The following is a 20,089-nucleotide window of genomic DNA, read 5'->3' as shown; positions in this document are numbered from 1 at the left end:
TGGTATCGCTTAAAATCGTAATCTGATAAATACCTCATTTTCTAACATTAGCTCAAATACTAGCTTAAGCATTAGCTCAAGGATATAAACCAATGGCACTGAATGTAGTGATTTTGGCCGCAGGCAAGGGAACCCGCATGCGCTCAGATCTTCCAAAAGTTCTTCACCCTATCGCTCATAAGAGCATGGTTCAGCATGTTATCGATACTGCACATCAAGTGGGCAGTGATGCTATCCAGCTAGTTTATGGCTATGGCGCTGATAAACTGCAGGCAAGCTTAGGTGAACAGCAACTTAATTGGGTACTACAAGCTGAGCAATTGGGCACTGGCCACGCGGTAGCGCAGGCGAATGACAATATTAGCGACGATGATACGGTGCTTATTCTTTATGGTGATGTGCCGTTGATTCAGGCATCGACGCTTGATGGATTATTGGCTGCACGTGATGCTAATGGTTTGGCTATTCTTACTGTTAATCTACCAAACCCAACGGGTTACGGCCGTATTGTTAGAGAGAACGGTAACGTCGTGGGTATCATCGAGCAGAAAGATGCTAATGCCGAGCAGCTTGCTATCAATGAGATCAACACTGGCATCATGGCTGCACCGGGTAAGCAACTTAAAGCCTGGCTTAGTCAGTTGTCATCAGACAATGCTCAAGGTGAATATTACCTTACCGACATCGTTGCTATGGCGCACAATGATGGCGTTGCTATTACCACCGCACAGCCGGAGTCTGCTGTGGAAGTTGAAGGTGCAAATAACCGCGTACAACTAGCGCAACTTGAGCGAGCTTATCAAGCGCGTGCGGCAGAAAAGCTGATGCTTGAGGGCGCTAACCTGCGCGACCCTGCACGTATTGATATTCGTGGCGATGTAACTGTCGGCATGGATGTGATGATTGATGTTAACGTGATTATCGAAGGTAAAGTGACGATTGGTAATAACGTCACCATTGGTGCTGGCGCGATTCTTATTGATTGCGAGATTAGTGACAACGCGGTAATTAAACCCTATTCGATTATCGAAAGCGCTAAAGTGGGAGTCGCTGCAAGTGCTGGGCCTTTTGCTCGTTTACGTCCCGGCGCTGAACTTAAAGAAGATGCTCACATTGGCAACTTTGTTGAGATGAAAAAAGCGGTATTAGGCAAGGGTTCCAAAGCGGGGCACTTGGCTTATATTGGTGATGCAACCATAGGTAGCGGCGTTAATATTGGTGCAGGTACCATTACTTGTAACTATGACGGTGCCAATAAGTTCCAGACAATCATTGAAGACAATGTATTTGTTGGTAGCGATACCCAGCTTGTTGCCCCCGTGACTATTGGTAAAGGGGCCACCTTAGGTGCAGGTTCTACCATTACTAAAGATGTTGCAGCCGATGAGTTAGTGATCACGCGCGTTAAGCAACGGCATTTAACGGGCTGGGCGCGACCTGTTAAGCAAAAATAAGTAGGCTTATGCCATTGAAGAGGCGACCTTTGGGTCGCTTTTTTGTTTTCTGGACTAGTTTTGACTAAATTTTTGACTAAATAGTACTCCTGCCAGTAACGGCTTTAATCGCGAGGCTTGCCTATGTCTTACCTCTAAATTAAGGGTTGTTGCGCATACATTTTAGACTGGTAAATGCCCGATACTGAGTACATATTTGAACTGCGTCACTCTCTATTGTAAATATGTGTAAAGAAACTTAAATAAAAATAATTCTCATTTATATTGCGACTCAATTAATACATTCATGTGTCATTTTGGGGTTGGATATGTCTGTTGGGACGTCATTTAAGTTTTCACGTTTAGGGCTTGCAATTGTTGCTGGATTGGCTTCATCTTCTGTTTTTGCTGAGGATGCTAGTGTTGGAACTGCTATTGTCGCTGAGCCAAATATCGAGCGTATTAGCGTTATGGGTCGTAGCTTTAACGATTACAACGTTGGCTCATCTTCAGGTGCTATGCGTGGTGATATCGATATCTTAGACACGCCTCAATCTGTCACCGTTATCCCTGACTTTGTTACTGATGAACAGCTAGCGACTAACCTTTCTGAAGTGCTGGTTAACGACTCGAGTGTGACGGGGGGATCTGAAAAATGGAATCGCCAAGTATTTAATATTCGTGGTTTTGAACTTTCTTCTGGTTCAGGCTTCTTGATCAATGGTCAGCAGCAGTGGTCTCACTACGTACAGCCTATTGAAACACTACAGCAAGTTGAAGTGCTTAAAGGTCCGTCAAGTATGCTTTATGGCCAGTCAGGCCCTGGCGGCTTGATCAACATGGTTACCAAGAAGCCTACTTACGAGACGATGCTAGATATTGGCTTTGATACCGATGAGCATGGTTCTACCCGTTTCCAACTTGATGCGGGTGGTAGCCTCAACGAAGCTGAGACCATTCGTTACCGTACGGTATTGGTTAAGCAAGACACTACTTACTGGAGAGAGTATCAAGACGGAAGTCATCAAGAGCGTGATCGCTGGTTAGGCTATCTTAACCTAGAGTTTGATATTACCGATGACTTACTACTCTCACTTAAATATGATCATACTCAAGACAAAACGGGTATCGATCGAGGTGGTTGGTTAAACAGTAGCGGTGACTTGATTGGCGGTCGTGACATTATTTGGGATCAGCCATGGGCATTTACCGATAACACCATTTCTAACTTAGGTGCTGAGCTGCTTTATAACCTAACCGATGACTGGCAAGTTAAAGCGGGTTATAACGATCAGCAGTTTAATCGTCAACGTTTAGATTCTTCGCCATCACTTATCAGTGGCTCTGAAGATCCATTTACAGATGGTTATTATATTAGTCCATTTGACCGTTATGACGACTGGCAGCACAAAACCGGCTTTGTTGATTTCACTGGTAATATCTACACCGGTGATATAGAACACCAGTTGCTTGTTGGCGCTAACATGCTTGATTACTACTATGGTCAGCTCAAAGAGTCGGGTGAGAAAAACCAATTAGTCATGCCTGGTCAGGCTGTCCCTAGGCCAGATCTTGATTACAACCGTGATGCAACCAAATACGAAAGTGAATACAAGCACTACGGTTTCTATGTTCAAGACTTAGTGACGATTACCGATGAGTGGCAGGTGCTTGCTGGTGTACGTTACGACGAACAGAAGAAAGAAGGTTTGGGTAATAATAGTTATGCGGTATCGCCTAAATTTGGTGTGATCTACTCACCTGCGGATAACGGCAGCATCTACGTTAACTACTCTAAGAGTTTTACCCCTCAAGGGATAGTAAACAACATTGATGACGTTAATGATGGTAAGAATCTCGATCCTGAATACGGCGAGCAGTATGAAGTGGGCACTAAGTGGGAACTGTTTGACGGTAGCCTACTGTTAACCGGTGCCGTATTTGATATCACAGTATCAAATGTGACGGTAACTGAAGAGATTGAAGGTAGTTCTGAAACTATTACGACTCAGTCAGGTGAGCAGCGCCATAAAGGTTTTGAGGTGGGCGCTCAAGGTCAAGTGAGCGATAGCTGGTTTATGACGGGTTCTATGATGTATCTCGATGCTGAGTATCATCGCCCTGAAACGGATAGCTTGAACGGTAAGACTCCTGTTGATGCGCCTGAGTGGTCTGCAAACGTATGGACGCGTTATGAGATGACCGATGATTTAGCATTAAACTTTGGTGCTCTCTATGTGGGTGAGCGTTTTGCTAATACCAGCAATACGATTAGTAAAGATGGTTATGTACGCTTCGATATGGGCGCTGCATACACTATGGACGTAATGGGGAGTGATGTCAGCGTTCGTGTAAACGTGAAAAACCTATTCGATGCAGATTACCTAGCGGGCGGTACTAATACCGATGTGACTGTAGGTGAAGGGCGTCACTTTAGCCTAGCGCTAGAAGCTAAGTTCTAACGAAAGCTGCAAGTCTAATGAGTGCTAAAGCCTCAACCTTAGGGTTGGGGCTTTTTTGTATCTGTTTCCCTAGAATGTCGTTGGCTTGTTTAGAGGTTAAGTCGTATCAAAAACTGGCAAATAAGTTTCGTTTCACTATAATATGCCTTTCGAATCGAAACTTAGCGAAAGGTTTTATGAACAAACGAAACACTCAACAACGACGTCACAGCATTATTAGCCTGCTTAACCAGCAAGGAGAGGTGAGTGTTGAAGAGTTGTCCCTACGTTTTGAAACTTCTGAAGTCACCATTCGCAAAGACTTAGCCACATTAGAAAAAACCGGACTTTTACTGCGTCGTTATGGTGGCGCCGTCGCCGTGCCTGATGAAGTTACCCAGCAGTTTACAGCTAAAATAGCACCGAATAAGTTATCTATCGCAAAGGCGGCTGCTCAGCTGATTAACGACCATAATCGCATTATTATCGATAGCGGCAGTACTACGTCAGGTTTGATTGGTGAGCTTAATGCTAAGCGTGGTTTATTAGTGATGACTAACTCCCTTGCTCTGGCTAATTCGATTCATGAGCTAGAAAATGAGCCGACGCTATTAATGACGGGCGGCACTTGGGATCCGCATTCTGAGTCTTTCCAAGGACAGATTGCCGAACAAGTGTTGCGTTCATATAACTTTGATCAGCTGTTTATCGGTGCTGACGGTATCGATCTTGAGCGTGGCACGACAACCTTTAATGAACTGACTGGTTTAAGCAAGGTGATGGCGGAAGTGTCACGAGAAGTGGTGGTGATGCTCGAGTCAGAAAAGCTGGGTAGACGCATTCCAAACCTTGAACTACCCTGGAGCAAAATCAGCGTGTTAGTCACCGATGATAGGTTACCGAGTGAAGCGCTAGACATCATTTCTAAGCATGGTGTGCGAGTTATTCTAGCACCTTATGCAGGGTAACGTATTCAGAGTCATCATCTCTGATTAATCGCGTTATCCATTTTAAAATTCAATTTTTAACTTTAAATTTATCTCTCACAAAGAGAGTCTAGGTAAATAATATGTGTGGAATCGTTGGTGCTGTAGCACAAAGAGATGTAGCTGAAATTCTTGTGGAAGGGCTAAGACGCCTTGAATACCGTGGATATGACTCTGCGGGTGTTGCGGTATTAAATAATGGTGAGCTCAATAGAACTCGCCGTGTGGGCAAGGTACAAGAGTTATCGGCTGCACTCGATATTGCACCACTTGCTGGTGGTACAGGTATTGCGCATACACGCTGGGCAACTCATGGTGAGCCGAGTGAGCGTAATGCACACCCTCATTTATCTGAAGGTAATATAGCAGTCGTTCACAACGGTATTATCGAAAACCACAATAAACTGCGTGAGATGCTAAAAGGCTTAGGCTATACCTTTGCATCAGACACTGATACCGAGGTGATTTGTCACTTAGTGCATCATGAGTTAAAGGCACATGACACGCTACTTGCAGCGGTTCAAGCAAGCGTTAAGCAACTAGAAGGTGCCTACGGCACTGTGGTTATCGACCGTCGTGACAGTGAGCGTATGATCGTGGCTCGCTCTGGCAGCCCACTGGTTATCGGTTATGGCCTAGGTGAAAACTTCGTTGCTTCTGATCAGCTAGCACTTTTACCTGTGACACGCTCTTTTGCTTTCTTAGAAGAAGGCGATGTGGCTGAAGTGACGCGTCGGACCGTGAGTATTTATGATGTAGATGGCAATGCGGTTGAGCGTGAAGTTAAAGAGTCTGAAGTAACTCATGACGCCGGCGACAAAGGTGAATACCGTCATTACATGCTAAAAGAGATCTACGAGCAGCCAACAGCTATCGCTCGTACACTTGAAGGCCGTATTGCGGGTGGTAAAGTATTAGATACTGCATTTGGTGACAACGCAGCTGAATTCCTAAAAGACATTAAGCACGTACAGATTATTGCTTGTGGTACCAGTTACCATGCCGGTATGGCAGCACGTTACTGGTTAGAAGATTGGGCGGGTGTATCGTGTAACGTCGAAATCGCTTCTGAGTTCCGTTACCGTAAATCTCATCTATTCCCTAACAGCTTACTCGTTACTATTTCACAGTCTGGTGAAACCGCAGATACCTTAGCGGCAATGCGCTTGGCTAAAGAGATGGGTTATAAGGCAACATTGACGATTTGTAATGCGCCAGGGTCATCACTTGTTCGTGAATCTGATATGGCTTACATGATGAAAGCAGGCGCCGAGATTGGCGTAGCGTCAACTAAAGCCTTCACTGTGCAGTTAGCGGGTCTATTAATGCTGACATCTGCTATTGGCCGTTACAATGGTATGTCTGATGAGATGCAAGCTCAGATCAGCCAAAGCTTGCTTTCTATGCCAGCTAAAGTAGAGCAAGCACTAGGTTTAGACGATGCGATTGCCGAACTTGCTGAAGATTTTGCCGATAAGCACAATGCACTATTTTTAGGGCGTGGTGATCAGTACCCCATCGCAATGGAAGGTGCGCTTAAGCTTAAAGAGATCTCTTATATCCACGCCGAGGCTTACGCTTCAGGTGAGCTTAAGCATGGTCCATTAGCACTGATTGACGCTGATATGCCGGTTATCGTAGTTGCACCAAACAATGAGCTATTAGAGAAACTAAAGTCTAACGTTGAAGAGGTACGTGCTCGCGGTGGCTTGATGTATGTATTCGCCGATAAAGACGCAGAGTTCGAGTCGGATGACACCATGAAGGTGATTCCGGTTCCACACTGTGATGAGTTTATGGCACCGTTAATCTACACCATTCCACTACAGTTACTGTCTTATCACGTAGCCTTGATTAAAGGTACCGATGTCGATCAGCCACGTAATTTGGCTAAGTCAGTGACGGTTGAGTAACAGATAGAATTAAATTTATCATTTAATGATTAGAAACCTCCCTTGTGGAGGTTTCTTTGTTTTAGAGATCTTACTTTCTCCTATGTTATCCCCCTAAAGGGGGATGCTGTAATGACAGGCTTATCACATGCTATCCATAGGCCAATATCAAGGAGAGAAATAATGAAAAAACTAATAAGGCTTAGCGTATCGGCCTTGGCTGTGAGTAGTATACTAGCCCTTACTGGCTGCGGTAGCGACAGCGATAACGCCACCCAACCGCCGGCTCCAGAGCCACAGCCAACAGTATTGACGGGAATATTTTCGGATAGTCCAGTAGCGGGAATGGGCTATGAAACTGCGGATCATAGTGGTGTCACGAACGCTCAGGGACAGTTTAATTATAACGAGGGTGAGTCTGTAGAATTCTACATAGGCGCTACGCGTTTTCCAATTGTCGCGGGTCAGGAAGAAGTGACACCGATGGATTTGTACCAAACAGATTCGGCTGATAATACAGGAGTGATTAACACCTTGCGCTTACTGCAGTCGCTCGATACAGATAATGACCCCGATACAGGAATTCAATTAGCGGATGATATCCATGAAACGCTAGCGGGCCATCAGGTGGACCCTACAGCAGATAATTTTGATGAGCAGGCTGGGCAAGCACTTGTCGCATCTGGATTGGAGGCTGAAGATCTGGTCGATGCTGATGATGCGTTAGCCCACTTCGGTCAGAGTCGGGGATATCAATTAACGGATTTGACTGGGCAGTGGCATACGGTCTTCTTCTCTATCCCCGTTGCCGGCACATACTCACCGGATGCCTTTAATTATGTGGTTGAAGAGTGGACTATCGACGCCGCGGGTAATGTCACTATGGCGGCTAAGGTAAAGAGTGCTGGGGATCTAGATACTGACACATTTAAAGTTAACTTAAGTGAAAGCGGCATGCTGAGCTTTACTGAGATAGACAATCTCGATATGGGTTTAAGCAGTAATAAAGACAAGATTGCCAATTACTTTAGTGAAGAGGGCGAGCAGGAACTTGGCTTTTCGATAAAGTTAGCTGGTGGCCAACAGCTTAGCGATCTCGAAGGACTGTGGTGGGGTACAGGAGTTGAAACCCCTGTGAGCGCTAACTTTAATCAGAACGAGTTTGGTGTGTGGATCGATAAGCTTGTGATTGATGACCAGGGTAAGGCTGACATTACAGAGCTAACAGTTGGTAATCAGCAAGCGAGTAATGAGGTAGAAACGGTTCAATTTGCTATGAATGAGATGGGTAAGATCACCATCGAAGATGACGATGAGTCTGCGGTGACTTACCTTTCTCGCGGTAAAGATGTCATTTTGCGCCATAGCTTTAAAGCAACTCGACAGAATATGTCGGTACTATTGCGTGCCAATGAAAATCCAACTATTGCGGATCTAGAGGGAAGTTGGCGCCTATATAACTTACAGATGCCAGACGATGGCAGCATGAACACCGATGGTTTTGGCTATTGGATTGTCGAACTGAATATTAATGCTGATGGTCTTGCTGTGTGGAGCCATGTGGCAACGTCCGAAAATGAGACGTTAACTGACCAATCTATGCAGATGAGTCTAGTGGATGGGTTATTTGTTGGTGACGAAGATAAGTGGGCTATGAACCAAGATAAAGACCTAATGGTGGTGGTATCTCAATGGCAAGATGGGGCTGATGAGTTCTCGGCCTTTGCTATTGCAATTAAGCAAGTTAAGCCATAACTCTCTTTAGTGCTTTAATGAGTAAAGCCTGCAGATATCGGCAGGCTTTTTTTGTAATAGCCAATTGACGAGACCTAACTATTAAGGCCGATAGTCACCACCAGCTCATCATGGTTATAGCGCCACAACAATTGATTTTGATGCTTAGAGCCCGTTTTGTGTAGTACGCTTTTTATCTGGCTCTTTATGGTTTCCTTGCTGACGTTTCGAATATCTGCGATATCAGAGCCCGAATGACCACTGATTAATAAGCTCAGCACCTGGTATTCAGCAGGCGTTAACTTGATCGGTCTATGCCTGATCGTCAGTGGAAAATGTTCTTGGCAGCGACAAAGGGCTTTATCTTGCTCCATACTTGCTAATTGTTTAGCGTGAAAAGCACTAACCCATGGTTGCATTGAATGGCCTAGCTTCTCATGTAATCGTCGTGCGCTACGACTAAATACCTTGTTAAGCGAGTGAGCCGTAAATAACAGGTACAGGTGCTGGTTGACGCCTAAAAGTAGAATTAGGCTTGAACGATAGCGAACATAAGGCAGTAAGTTTTCACTGTAGATTTGGTCCGAAATCAACTCGGGATCAACTAGGCTCTCCATTATTTGCGAAGTATTTATCAGGCCTTTGCGTAAGTATGTATTAAAGAAAATATCATGCCGCCAGTGTTGTTGGTAAAGCGGGATATCTTTTGTTGAGATCTCTGGTGACCAGGTGTGTTGTCTCTCTAGGCAAGTATCGATAACAGTAATGCTCGTCGCATCAGCCTGCAAAATATTCGATAGATAGCTAAAGTCTTCACCTTTAATCTCTCTCGTCGACATATTTTCTATTAATAAGTACTGCCACTTGGAAAAATCGTCCCAGTTCACAAGCCCTCCTAGCGAAAACATGGGCGAACATGCCGCCATTAACCTTAACTTAACAAAGGTAGCTGTTTTGGAATTGATATAGATCAAAAATATGCTTAAGTAAGCACCGCTAATCGTCATGTATTATCTGGAGTGTTGTGACTAGAGGGGGGCATTATTTAAATCTGGTAGATAATATATTTATAAAAGGCGGTTGGGATTAGAGGAAGTAATACAAATGACAAAAAATCGAGTATGAACATTATCTTTATAACTTGGCGTTAACCACTTAATAGGAGCTCTGTTAAAGCCCCTATAAAATGAGTTGTTTTATAGTTTACTCTTTACCGTAAACGTTATTTTCCTGCTCTTGAACACGAATAAACGTGGTGCGTTTAGTGAGTTCTTTGAGTGATGCAGCACCAACATAAGTACAAGTAGATCGTACGCCACCCATAATGTCATTAATGGTGTTATCTACGCTGCCTCTAAATGGCAGTAATACCGTTTTACCTTCTGCTGCGCGGTACTTAGCAACGCCACCAGAGTGTTTATCCATTGCTGACTGTGATGACATGCCGTAGAACTTAACCATGGTTTTGCCATCTTGCTCAATAACTTCGCCGCCGCTTTCTTCATGGCCTGCTAACATACCGCCAAGCATCACAAAGTCTGCACCGCCACCAAAGGCTTTAGCGACATCACCAGCACAACTACAGCCGCCATCACCAATAATCTGTCCACCTAAGCCGTGGGCTGCATCAGCACATTCGATAATGGCTGAAAGTTGTGGGTAGCCAACGCCAGTTTTAACACGCGTTGTGCATACTGAGCCTGGGCCAATACCTACTTTAACGATATCTGCACCGGCAATAATCAGTTCTTCAACCATATCACCAGTGACCACGTTCCCCGCGCTAATGACAGTTTGTGGATGAGCTTGTCTTACTTTGCGTACGTAATCGACTAGATGTTCTGAATAGCCGTTAGCGATGTCGATACAGATAAAGTTAAGCGCATCAGAAAGCGCTAAAATTTCACTTAACTTAATGAAGTCAGCATCTGAGGTACCGCTTGAAACCATCACATGTTGTAGTACATCAGCAGGTTGGCTGGCAACAAACTCGCCCCACTGCTCAACAGTGTAATGCTTATGAACCGCTGTCATAACATTGTGTGTAGCTAGGCTAGCTGCCATCTTAAAGCTGGCTACAGAATCCATGTTCGCGGCAATAATTGGTACACCAGACCAAGTTTTACCACTGTGCTTAAAAGTAAATTGACGGTTTAGATCTACTTGAGAACGACTCTTTAACGTTGAACGCTTAGGTCGGATAAGTACATCTTTAAAACCTAACTTTATATCTTGTTCAATACGCATAGTTTATTCCTCACATGGATTTTGCGCGCAGCAAAACTGCCGATAAAAAGATTTTTTATCGGGCATTAAATTAATTCCTGAGCTTATTTCAGGCACAAAAAAACCGCAGCGTTTTGGGGCGCTCCGGTTTTAGGCATTATAGGAACAGATTTTCAGTTAGCAAGTTCTTAAATTAAAACTATCATTCCCTAATGAAGGAAGGTTGCTATGCTGTTGTATATGTACATTCTTGCCTGTATTAGTGTTGCGCCTATGTTTGTTCTTGTCTTTCTGCTGCGCCTTTCGCTTTAGACTGCTTTATGTCGAAGTTATCTAATAGTAACAATGTATCTGCGATGGCTGATTTAAGTTTTGCAGCTGGTGGTGAATTGAGGTTCTTGGCTTGTTTTAAAGATTCTCGGCGAGTGACAAACTCTAACATTGTCTCGAGATTCTCTGGACTATCGATATCTAGTGGGGGCAATTTCTTGATGCATGCATTGTTGTAGATTTCGAATTCTCTTTGCAGGTGTTCTTGAGCTTCTCTAGTTCTTTCCATATTCATGTAAGATAGCCTCTTTGTTCAATATACCTATATACCGAAGCTATCTTAATAATGCGCCTTTAACAAGCTTACGTTTTTTGGTTAGCCTTGTTTTTTTAGGTTTATTAGCTATTTCCATCTTAGGTACTAGTTTATTGTCGTGAAAATTCACTTAATAATTAACAAAAACTTCAACGATGTTAGTACGCTGGACCACTAATTCTATTTCTATGAATGATAGCAATGCGCTCAACTGTGGCGTGAGCGCATTGCTATGTATAACCTAACCAAACTTGCCACTAACGTAACCTTGAGTCCGTTGATCTAATGGACGGTTAAAAATTTGGCTCGTGTCACCATGCTCAACTAGCTCACCCATCCAGAAAAATGCTGTTTTGTCTGAGATCCGCTTTGCCTGGTTCATAGAGTGAGTCACGATGACGATAGTGAATTGTTTACGCAGTTCATCCATTAACTCTTCAATTTTATGGGTTGCAATGGGGTCTAATGCGCTCGTGGGCTCGTCCATTAAAATCACCTCCGGCTTCATGGCTATGGCTCGGGCAATACATAATCGTTGTTGCTGGCCGCCAGATAGACCAAACGCGGGAGTATTAAGTCTATCTTTAACTTCTTCCCATAGCGCTGCACTCCGCAACGACTCCTCCACCGCATTATCTAAGACTTTTTTATCTTTAATGCCTTGTGCTTTGAGGCCGAAAGCCACATTTTCGTAGATACTCATTGGAAAGGGATTTGGCTTTTGGAACACCATGCCAACTCGCATTCTTAAGTGTTTAACATCCACATCTTGATAAATATTGCTGCCCTCAAACATCACGTCACCGTTAATCTTTACCCCCGCAACTAAGTCATTCATGCGGTTTAACGTGCGAAGTAAGGTTGATTTACCACAACCTGACGGGCCAATTAACGCGGTTACTTGGCGAGCTGGAATGGCTAAAGAGATATCTTTGAGCGCGTGGTTGTCGCCGTAAAATAGGTTTAAGTTGTTCACTTCTAGCTTATTCATGGAGATAACCTTATTTGGATGATTTATTTAAACGTGAGGCAATCACTTTCGTCGCCATATTTAAGATGAGAACCAGCACAATCAAAACCGTCGCGGTGGCATAAGCTTGATCCCACTCATGTTGGGTAAATAGCTCTTGGGTTAATTTATAAAGGTGTACAGTCAAGGTGCGGCCTGATTCAAGCACCGATTCTGGAATTTGTGTCACCATACCAGCGGTTAAAAATACGGGGGCTGACTCACCTATCACTCGTCCAGTGCTTAAAATTATTGAAGTTACAATACCTGGTAGGGCGCTGGGCAGGACTAAGCGAAAAATGGTGTAGATTTTTGAGCTACCTAAGGCATAGCCGCCTTCACGATAGCTCATAGGCACTGACAGGAGCGCTTCTTCAGTTGTACGGATTATCACGGGGAGAATTAGCATGGCTAGGGTTAATGCTCCTGATAAAATAGAAAAGCCTAGTCCAAGTGTAGTGACAAAGAAGGTCATACCAAATAGACCATAAACAATCGATGGGATGCCCGCTAATGATTCGGTACAAAAGCGGATCACCTTAACCACTTGGCTGCCTGGAGCGGCATATTCCGTTAGGTAAATAGCTGTCATAATGCCAATCGGGGCGGCAAAGGCGAGTGATAGGCCGACCATATACACGGTGGATACTATCATGGCCCAAATTCCTGATGCTTCACCAATACGAGTGTAAGCGCCAGTAATGAATTCCCAGCTAACGTGAGCGAGGCCATTACTTAATATGTGCCATACCACCCAAAGTAAAAACAGCAGAGTTGTAGCCGCAGCAGACCAGATGGCTAGCATCATCAATTTGTCTTGGTTGTCTCGTGAAAGTTTTAACATTAGTGCGCTCGCTTTCTGTTGAGATAAAGCAGTGAACCGTTAAGTATTACGATAAATACCAGTAACACTATGCCCGTAGAGTAGAGTGCGCTGGCATGAATGCCTGTAGCGTATGACATCTCCATCGCGATATTGGCGGTTAAGGTTCTAGCGGGCTCTAAAATTGAGCCAGGCATTGCTGGGGCATTGCCCATCACCATAATGATTGCCATGGTTTCGCCTATCGCGCGGGCGACACCTAGCGCAATACCAGTGTAAATACCGCTTCGTGCAGCCGGTATTAGTACCTTAAAAATACTGTAGATATGCGAAGCACCGAGTGCGAGCGCTCCCTCTTTATAGATTGGTGGTAAGGCGCGTAGGGAGGTTTCTGAAATCGTAATGACGGTCGGTAAAATCATAATGGCTAAAACGATGACGCCCGCGAGTATGGTGTTACCCGCAGGGATGTTAAATATCGTTTCTATGGCGGGGACGATAATCACCAAGCCAAAGAAGCCATAAACCACAGAGGGGATACCAGCAAGCAGCTCAACGGCAGGGCGAATAATATTGGCCAACCAATTTGGTGCGAGCTCTGCAAGAAATACCGCGGTAAGTAGCGCAATAGGTACACCAATCATTACGGCGCCAGCTGTTGATATTAGCGATGCAACCATCATAGGTAGCAAGCCAAATAGTGCTGGTGGCAGCCACTCTTTACCTAATAGCATTTGTGAAACACCGGCTTCTTTAAAAGCAGGTAAGCCTTCGCTAAAGACAAACCAACCTATAGTCGCAACTGAAAGTACGCCGACCATTGCGCTGCATAAGAAAAGAAGGTGAAACCCCATCTCTTTCAAGTCGTATGATTTTGCTGGGGCGAGCTGAAGCCCTTGCAACCCAGCTTTACTGGCTGTCGTCATCACTTATCCTCGACATCGAACTGATGAAAAATGATTGAATGAGAACAGAAGAATATTTATTCCTCTGTTCGTTATCGTTTACTTAACAGGAATGTAGCCTTCTTCAGCCACTATGTTTTGTCCATCTTCAGACAGGATGTATTCAATGAAGTTGTTAGCATTGCTTGGTGCATTTTTATCTATCAATACAATGAAGGGGCGTGCGATTTGATAGTCACCGGCTATGATGTTGTCATCAGTTGCTGCAACACCGTTGACGTCGACAGCACGAAGGCTTGCATCGACACTGCCTAAAGAGATGTAACCGATTGCATAAGGGTTATTGGCGACGATGGTTTTGATCATACCGTTACCATTACCTACTTGAGCGGTCGGAGAAATTGCGGTGACCTTGTGGCCGTTAATCGTGCGTTGAAGTTTCATTATCTCTTCAAATGCACCGCGAGTACCGGATCCATTCTCACGAGTGACGACAACGATTGGGCGTGATTCACCGCCGACTTCGTTCCAGTTTTTAATTTCGCCTCGATAAATTTTTGAAATCTGTTCTTGAGTTAAGTTTGTTACTGGGTTTGTTTTATTGACCGCGGCAGCAATTCCGTCACGAGCAATAACGATCTCTTTGGTGTCACTGCTAAGCTCATTATCTTTTATATTGCGAGAAGACATACCTATCATACTGGTGCCATCTTTGGCTGCTCGTATCCCCGCTGATGAGCCTGTGCTTTGTACTTCTACACTGCTGTTGGTGTTGTTTTGATAGTTTTCTGCCAGCACTTCCATTACATGGGCTACAGATGTCGAACCTGATACTGTAACAGTGCTTGCTTGAGCTAGTGGTGCAGCCATTAGACTTACTGCGGTTAACAAGCCAAATACTTTTTTCATTACGATTTCCACTCTATTGTTTGGTCGCTTAGATACCAGTTATTTTACAAAACCAAGTTAGTTGCCTCGTTGCAGGCAAGCGCATTAAGACAGAGGAATATGACAGTTAGGTGACAACACCTTTAGTGCGACAGGTTTAAATGGGATTAAGCAAAGCGTTATGGTCAATGCGTAGAAAACAAAATGGCGGTTTTTGTTAAATGAATAAAAATTAAGGGGGAGTTTTCTTAATTGATAATATAACGTCTTAAGCTAGAGGCTGGGGAGGCTTGAAGAGATTGGCGTTAAATGGTTGCAATAAACTCCGGTCGGAATTAACTTAGTCTTAAGACTATTTTAACAATAAGAGTGCCGATTTATGCTATGTTTCTGTTGTGAGTTAGTAAGATAAATTTATTATTAAACTTTTATGACAGCCAGTCAAAACCGCATTTTTATCTGTAAAACCATAGCCAAATAGCGCCTGTTCGCAAATAGCAATGCCGAGTGATTCTATTGAGCCTATCTTCATTACTCGACACTTGTTTCGTAATTACATTATATAACCACATTAAAGGTGCATAAATGACCACTGAAATGATCATGATTGGTATGTCGGCGTTAATTTTAGTTGGCATATTACTGCACCACCCTTCAAGAACACTTGGTATTCCGTCGTTGCTTATTTTTATGGGTGTTGGCTTGATGCTAGGCAATGGCGAGTTTAACTTTGTCTATGACGACCTAGATAAAACCGCATGGATAGGTGGCTTGGCGTTGAACATGATTGTATTCGTTGGTGGCATTAATACCTCAACGGACAAAATTAAAGTCGCCTATAAAGAAGGCGGGATCCTCGCATCTTTTGGGGTGTTATTTACCACGCTTATTTTTGGCTTTATTTTATACTGGCTGTTGGATTTCAACTTTATTACCTGCCTATTGTTTGCTGCTATTGTGTCATCGACAGATGCTGCAGCAGTGTTTTCAATTCTTGAATCTAAAAAGCTTAAGCTAAAAGAACAGACCGACACGGTATTAGAGTTTGAATCGGCCACTAACGATCCCGTCGCTATGCTACTGGTTATCTTTTTAACTGATATGGCGCTTTCAAGCAGTAAGACCGTAGTGGCATCTGAGATCGCTATAGAATTGGTCACGCAAATTGGTGTCGCTATGATTGTCGGTTGGCTGGTGGCTAGCATCGCGGTCTGGTTATTAAATCGAATTCACCTATCAGAGTTTGGTCTCATCCCTGTATTTGTACTCGCAAGCTTTGTGATTGCGACCTATGGTGCCGACGTACTGGGTGGCAATATTTTATTGGCTTCATATATAGCGGGGGTGGTAATAGGTAATGGTATTAAGCGAGGCCAGCTTGTTAATCTGCACTTCTTTAATAGTTTATCTTGGTTAGCACAGGCCTTAATGTTTATCGTGTTGGGCTTACAAATATTCCCGCAATCATTAGCTGCCGTGTTTATTAGCTCATTACTACCGGCACTACTGTTGATCTTTGTTGCTAGACCTTTAGCTGTGCAGCTTTGTTACTTGCCTTTTACTAAGGCGAGTTGGAAGAAGCGGCTGTTTATTTCCTCTATTGGTCTAAAAGGGGCGACCCCCATTGTATTCGCATTGATCCCCGCGGCGGCAGGTGTACCGGGATCGTTAGATATCGTGCACATGGTGTTCTTTATCGTATTGTTCTCAGTGTTTATTCAAGGGGGGGCTATTGGACCGCTCGCGAACAAACTGGGTTTAAATAATACTGATAAAGATTAAGCTGGCGCAGTTTGCAGTGCGTTTTTAGACTCGATGTTTTTCCACACCTTTTCGTGAAAGTAGAAAACAACGGTATTAACAGCAGGTTCTATTAACGCGACGGCACCACCAATGACAACGCTTCCTGTTAACAGGTAAGTAATGGTGAAGGCGACGCCAAAGTGTAGAATTGCGAATGTCATGGTTTTAATCATAATGAGTGCCTCTATTTGAATTGCCTAAATGGTAATGGTTATCATTTGCAATTGAAAGGGGTTTACATAGATTAGTTTGATAGGCTTTGTCGATTGGAAATGCACTTTGGGTATAAACCCATCAATATAGTTCGTGTACTGATGGGTTTACGTTAGGCTTTCATTAACAGATTAACTGTAAATTAGTAGTGCCAAGGGAATGAAGAGAAGTCCTGATCACGCTTTTCTAAGAAGGCATCACGACCCTCTCTGGCTTCTTCGGTGCCATAAGCTAGGCGAGTCGCTTCTCCGGCGAATAACTGCTGACCAACTAAGCCGTCATCGGGTAAGTTAAAGCCGTATTTCAACATACGCATCGCGGTAGGAGACTTAGAGTTGATCTCTTTAGCCCACTTTAATGCTTCTGTTTCTAATTCTTGGTGAGGGATAGCGCGGTTAACCATTCCCATGTCAAAGGCTTCTTCTGCAGAGTAATTAAAGCCAAGGAAGAAGATTTCTCGAGCGCGCTTTTGGCCTATCATCTTAGCAAGGTAAGCGCTGCCATAACCTGAGTCAAAACTACCTACATCAGGGTCAGTTTGCTTAAATACCGCGTGCTCTTTTGAAGCAAGGGTTAAGTCACATACCACATGTAGACTATGGCCACCGCCAACAGCCCAGCCTGGTACAACAGCAATAACCACCTTAGGCATAAAGCGGATTAAACGCTGTACTTCTAAAATATGTAAACGCCCCATACGAGCCACATCTGGCGTGCCTTCTTCAGCACCTTCATACTTGTAGCCATCTTTGCCGCGAATACGTTGATCGCCACCGGCACTGAAAGACCATTGACCTTTAGCTGAAGGGCCATTACCTGTTAGTAATACACAACCAACATCAGACCACTGACGCGCATGATTGAGTGCGGTGTAAAGTTCATCAACGGTTTTAGGGCGGAACGAGTTTAAGCAATCAGGGCGGTTAATTGCGATACGTACAGTGCCCTGATCTTTGGCTCTGTGGTAGGTAACATCTTCGAAATCAAATCCTGGAACAAGATCCCATAATTCGGGATCAAAAATGTCAGATACTGGTAGTGTCATGAGCCTTTAGCCTTTTTTCTTCATAGAAATACGATAATAGCTAAAGGCTAGGCCTAATCAGATCTCAGGTCAATCTAGTTTGCATGCTAATCGATTAACTGAGATCTGTTGCGTTATTTGACTAAAGACTTTAGGCCTTTAATTAAGCTTGTCGCAAATGTAAGTTTGATTTTCCTTACTAAAAGCTGAATGTTTATTGGCGCCACTACCACAGAAATCAGCTTTAAACTCATTGAGTTTGGCCTGTGATTGCGTAATTACAGTTAACGCTTGTTGCTCCGTAGCAGAAAGGCGGTCTGCAATATCAGTTTTTAACAAATCGAGTGTATTATCTACACGCTGGATCTGAGTGCCTGTCATGCTATCAAGCTTGTCCTCTGCCTGTTGAAATATTCCTTCAATCTCAGCGATTGGCTCGTCTAAGGTATCGGTTTCTGTATAAAGGTAGTAAAGAATGCCACCGATGATTGCCAATATGATCCAACCCTTCATCTTTTAGTCCTATGTAGGTGAATAACTTGTAGTATAAGCGTTATAATAAGCTAGTTTTCCAGAAAAATTAAAGCTGTAAGGCTGCAAAATGAGCGCAGAACAAAATAATAAAGACTTCTCTAAAGCTGAAAGAATCAAAATTCATCAACCCGATGCCAGTAAAGCCGACCGCTTTAATCCGCGTAATCGTATTTATGTCCGTGCTGTTGAGGGCTTGTGGAGCACTCTGCGTCGCCGTCTAGGTTGGGTGGCAATGTTGTTCTTTTTAATTCTGCCTTGGATCCCCTGGGGAGACCGCCAAGCGGTGTGGTTTAATCTTGCCGAGCAAAAGTTTCATGTCTTTGGTTTAACCATCTGGCCGCAGGATTTTACCTTACTCGCAGCATTATTAATGATCGCGGCATTTGGGTTGTTTTTTATCACAACATATCTCGGTCGAGTATGGTGTGGCTACACATGCCCGCAAACCGTGTGGACTTTTATCTTTATATGGTTTGAAGAAAAGCTAGAAGGGTCGCGTAATAAGCGTATTAAGCTCGACCAGATGCCATGGAGTTTCAACAAACTGTGGCGCAAAACCGCTAAACACGCATCTTGGTTGCTAATCTCTTTACTTACAGCAATGACATTCGTGTCTTACTTTGTGCCGACCAGTGAAGTCTATAAAGAAGTGTTCACCCTAACAGCCAGTGGCGGTGTTTACTTCTGGGTTATCTTCTTCACCTTTGCGACTTACGGTAACGCAGGGTGGATGCGCGAAATTATGTGTCTTCACATGTGCCCCTACGCACGATTCCAAGCAGCCATGTTTGATAAGAACACTTATATAGTGGGTTATGATACCAAGCGCGGTGAAACCAGAGGGCCAAGGTCGAGAAAAGCCGATCCTAAAGCACTAGGCTTAGGAGACTGTATAGACTGCGACTTATGCGTGCAAGTTTGTCCTACTGGCATCGATATCCGTAATGGCTTGCAATATGAGTGTATAAACTGTGGTGCATGTATTGATGCATGCGATACGACTATGACACGTATGGGCTACGATAAAGGACTGATTAGCTACACCACTGAAAATAAGTTAGAGGGCGTAAAGGAAAAAGTGCTTAGGCCAAAGCTTGTGGGTTATGGCGTAGTACTGTCAGTGATGATTTTAGTTCTTGTTTATGCAGCTGCTACGATAGCCCCCATTCGTATCGACATTATCAGAGACAGAAACCAGCTCTATAGAGAAACCGATGACGGTTTGATAGAGAACACCTTTACGTTGAAGATTTTGAATAAGACAGAAGAGGCCCACCTTTACAATATGAGTGTTGAAGGGCTAGCCAATTATGATTGGATTGGACCTCAACAAGTGAGCATTAAAGGAGGGGAAGTCTTAACCTTACCTATTAGTGTTGCTGTTGACCCTGTAGACCTGAGCCGAACAATGACTCATATCAACTTTAAAGTGACTACTGATGATGGTGAAATTGAAGCAAAGCAAGAATCTCGCTTCTTTGGTAACTGATCCTTTACTGTGAAACATGTAAAAAGGGGGCTTTTAGCCCCTTTTTTGTACGTATCGTTTGTTAACTATGCATTTGATTCGATTATTCTAATTTAATTGAAAA

Annotated in this window: 17 protein-coding genes; 7 read left to right on the top strand and 10 right to left on the bottom strand. The window is 43.8% G+C overall.

What is annotated here, in order from left to right; all coding sequences use genetic code 11:
* The first annotated feature begins 92 nt into the window (after positions 1-92).
* From glmU to ACVBJC_RS14750, 5 genes are all read left to right on the top strand, one after another.
* Complete coding sequence (gene glmU / locus ACVBJC_RS14770) at positions 93-1,454, top strand: bifunctional UDP-N-acetylglucosamine diphosphorylase/glucosamine-1-phosphate N-acetyltransferase GlmU (RefSeq protein WP_447161616.1); 1,362 nt, start codon at positions 93-95, stop codon at positions 1,452-1,454.
* Between the two features lie 308 nt (positions 1,455-1,762).
* Positions 1,763-3,895: a TonB-dependent siderophore receptor gene (locus ACVBJC_RS14765; protein ID WP_447161615.1), complete on the top strand. Its 2,133-nt coding sequence runs from the start codon at positions 1,763-1,765 to the stop codon at positions 3,893-3,895.
* Positions 3,896-4,071: 176 nt separating this feature from the next.
* Positions 4,072-4,842: a DeoR/GlpR family DNA-binding transcription regulator gene (locus ACVBJC_RS14760; RefSeq protein ID WP_447161614.1), complete on the top strand. Its 771-nt coding sequence runs from the start codon at positions 4,072-4,074 to the stop codon at positions 4,840-4,842.
* A 101-nt stretch (positions 4,843-4,943) separates the two neighbouring features.
* Complete coding sequence (glmS, locus tag ACVBJC_RS14755) at positions 4,944-6,773, top strand: glutamine--fructose-6-phosphate transaminase (isomerizing) (protein WP_447161613.1); 1,830 nt, start codon at positions 4,944-4,946, stop codon at positions 6,771-6,773.
* Positions 6,774-6,935: 162 nt separating this feature from the next.
* Positions 6,936-8,507: a hypothetical protein gene (locus ACVBJC_RS14750; RefSeq protein WP_447161612.1), complete on the top strand. Its 1,572-nt coding sequence runs from the start codon at positions 6,936-6,938 to the stop codon at positions 8,505-8,507.
* Positions 8,508-8,581: 74 nt separating this feature from the next.
* Here the strand turns inward: ACVBJC_RS14750 and ACVBJC_RS14745 are convergent, their stop codons facing one another.
* The 7 genes from ACVBJC_RS14745 to ACVBJC_RS14715 form a co-directional block, all read right to left on the bottom strand.
* Positions 8,582-9,373, bottom strand: a complete 792-nt coding sequence (locus tag ACVBJC_RS14745) for a helix-turn-helix transcriptional regulator (RefSeq protein WP_447161611.1) — start codon at positions 9,371-9,373, stop codon at positions 8,582-8,584.
* A gap of 316 nt (positions 9,374-9,689) precedes the next feature.
* On the bottom strand, positions 9,690-10,733 hold the full coding sequence (locus tag ACVBJC_RS14740; protein WP_447161610.1) for a GMP reductase: 1,044 nt from the start codon (positions 10,731-10,733) through the stop codon (positions 9,690-9,692).
* A 250-nt stretch (positions 10,734-10,983) separates the two neighbouring features.
* Positions 10,984-11,277, bottom strand: a complete 294-nt coding sequence (locus ACVBJC_RS14735; protein ID WP_447161609.1) for a hypothetical protein — start codon at positions 11,275-11,277, stop codon at positions 10,984-10,986.
* A 262-nt stretch (positions 11,278-11,539) separates the two neighbouring features.
* A complete protein-coding gene (gene pstB / locus ACVBJC_RS14730) occupies positions 11,540-12,289 on the bottom strand; it encodes a phosphate ABC transporter ATP-binding protein PstB (RefSeq protein ID WP_447161608.1) in 750 nt (249 codons plus the stop codon).
* A 10-nt stretch (positions 12,290-12,299) separates the two neighbouring features.
* The gene (gene pstA / locus ACVBJC_RS14725; protein WP_447161607.1) at positions 12,300-13,151 is read right to left on the bottom strand and encodes a phosphate ABC transporter permease PstA; all 852 of its coding nucleotides are present in this window, start codon (positions 13,149-13,151) and stop codon (positions 12,300-12,302) included.
* Positions 13,151-14,056, bottom strand: coding sequence for a phosphate ABC transporter permease subunit PstC (pstC, locus tag ACVBJC_RS14720; RefSeq protein ID WP_447161606.1), 906 nt, complete (start codon positions 14,054-14,056; stop codon positions 13,151-13,153). The genes pstA and pstC overlap by 1 nt, the downstream gene beginning before the upstream one ends.
* Before the next feature lie 78 nt (positions 14,057-14,134).
* Positions 14,135-14,944: a phosphate ABC transporter substrate-binding protein gene (locus tag ACVBJC_RS14715; RefSeq protein WP_447161605.1), complete on the bottom strand. Its 810-nt coding sequence runs from the start codon at positions 14,942-14,944 to the stop codon at positions 14,135-14,137.
* A 564-nt stretch (positions 14,945-15,508) separates the two neighbouring features.
* On the opposite strand from ACVBJC_RS14715, the gene ACVBJC_RS14710 reads away from it, so the two are divergent.
* Positions 15,509-16,705, top strand: coding sequence for a potassium/proton antiporter (locus tag ACVBJC_RS14710; protein WP_447161604.1), 1,197 nt, complete (start codon positions 15,509-15,511; stop codon positions 16,703-16,705).
* Here ACVBJC_RS14710 and ACVBJC_RS14705 read toward each other — a convergent pair.
* The 3 genes from ACVBJC_RS14705 to ACVBJC_RS14695 form a co-directional block, all read right to left on the bottom strand.
* Positions 16,702-16,899, bottom strand: coding sequence for a DUF2061 domain-containing protein (locus ACVBJC_RS14705; protein ID WP_447161603.1), 198 nt, complete (start codon positions 16,897-16,899; stop codon positions 16,702-16,704). The two genes, ACVBJC_RS14710 and ACVBJC_RS14705, sit on opposite strands and share 4 nt — an antisense overlap.
* A 182-nt stretch (positions 16,900-17,081) precedes the next feature.
* A complete protein-coding gene (locus ACVBJC_RS14700) occupies positions 17,082-17,984 on the bottom strand; it encodes a 1,4-dihydroxy-2-naphthoyl-CoA synthase (protein WP_447161602.1) in 903 nt (300 codons plus the stop codon).
* A gap of 138 nt (positions 17,985-18,122) precedes the next feature.
* Positions 18,123-18,476, bottom strand: coding sequence for a hypothetical protein (locus ACVBJC_RS14695; RefSeq protein WP_447161601.1), 354 nt, complete (start codon positions 18,474-18,476; stop codon positions 18,123-18,125).
* A gap of 88 nt (positions 18,477-18,564) precedes the next feature.
* Between ACVBJC_RS14695 and ccoG the strand changes: the two genes are divergently transcribed.
* The gene (ccoG, locus tag ACVBJC_RS14690; RefSeq protein ID WP_447161600.1) at positions 18,565-19,986 is read left to right on the top strand and encodes a cytochrome c oxidase accessory protein CcoG; all 1,422 of its coding nucleotides are present in this window, start codon (positions 18,565-18,567) and stop codon (positions 19,984-19,986) included.
* The last annotated feature ends 103 nt before the right edge of the window (positions 19,987-20,089 follow it).

It is taken from the genome of Shewanella sp. 0m-6, from assembly GCF_052977325.1.
This window is presented reverse-complemented; position numbering and strand designations above follow the sequence as displayed.

Coding starts and splice junctions, on each gene's coding strand:
- glmU (WP_447161616.1), top strand. CDS start 93: ATGGCACTGAATGTAGTGATTTTGGCCGCAGGCAAGGGAACCCGCATG.
- ACVBJC_RS14765 (WP_447161615.1), top strand. CDS start 1,763: ATGTCTGTTGGGACGTCATTTAAGTTTTCACGTTTAGGGCTTGCAATT.
- ACVBJC_RS14760 (WP_447161614.1), top strand. CDS start 4,072: ATGAACAAACGAAACACTCAACAACGACGTCACAGCATTATTAGCCTG.
- glmS (WP_447161613.1), top strand. CDS start 4,944: ATGTGTGGAATCGTTGGTGCTGTAGCACAAAGAGATGTAGCTGAAATT.
- ACVBJC_RS14750 (WP_447161612.1), top strand. CDS start 6,936: ATGAAAAAACTAATAAGGCTTAGCGTATCGGCCTTGGCTGTGAGTAGT.
- ACVBJC_RS14740 (WP_447161610.1), bottom strand. CDS start 10,733: ATGCGTATTGAACAAGATATAAAGTTAGGTTTTAAAGATGTACTTATC.
- ACVBJC_RS14735 (WP_447161609.1), bottom strand. CDS start 11,277: ATGAATATGGAAAGAACTAGAGAAGCTCAAGAACACCTGCAAAGAGAA.
- pstB (WP_447161608.1), bottom strand. CDS start 12,289: ATGAATAAGCTAGAAGTGAACAACTTAAACCTATTTTACGGCGACAAC.
- pstA (WP_447161607.1), bottom strand. CDS start 13,151: ATGTTAAAACTTTCACGAGACAACCAAGACAAATTGATGATGCTAGCC.
- pstC (WP_447161606.1), bottom strand. CDS start 14,056: ATGACGACAGCCAGTAAAGCTGGGTTGCAAGGGCTTCAGCTCGCCCCA.
- ACVBJC_RS14715 (WP_447161605.1), bottom strand. CDS start 14,944: ATGAAAAAAGTATTTGGCTTGTTAACCGCAGTAAGTCTAATGGCTGCA.
- ACVBJC_RS14710 (WP_447161604.1), top strand. CDS start 15,509: ATGACCACTGAAATGATCATGATTGGTATGTCGGCGTTAATTTTAGTT.
- ACVBJC_RS14705 (WP_447161603.1), bottom strand. CDS start 16,899: ATGATTAAAACCATGACATTCGCAATTCTACACTTTGGCGTCGCCTTC.
- ACVBJC_RS14700 (WP_447161602.1), bottom strand. CDS start 17,984: ATGACACTACCAGTATCTGACATTTTTGATCCCGAATTATGGGATCTT.
- ACVBJC_RS14695 (WP_447161601.1), bottom strand. CDS start 18,476: ATGAAGGGTTGGATCATATTGGCAATCATCGGTGGCATTCTTTACTAC.
- ccoG (WP_447161600.1), top strand. CDS start 18,565: ATGAGCGCAGAACAAAATAATAAAGACTTCTCTAAAGCTGAAAGAATC.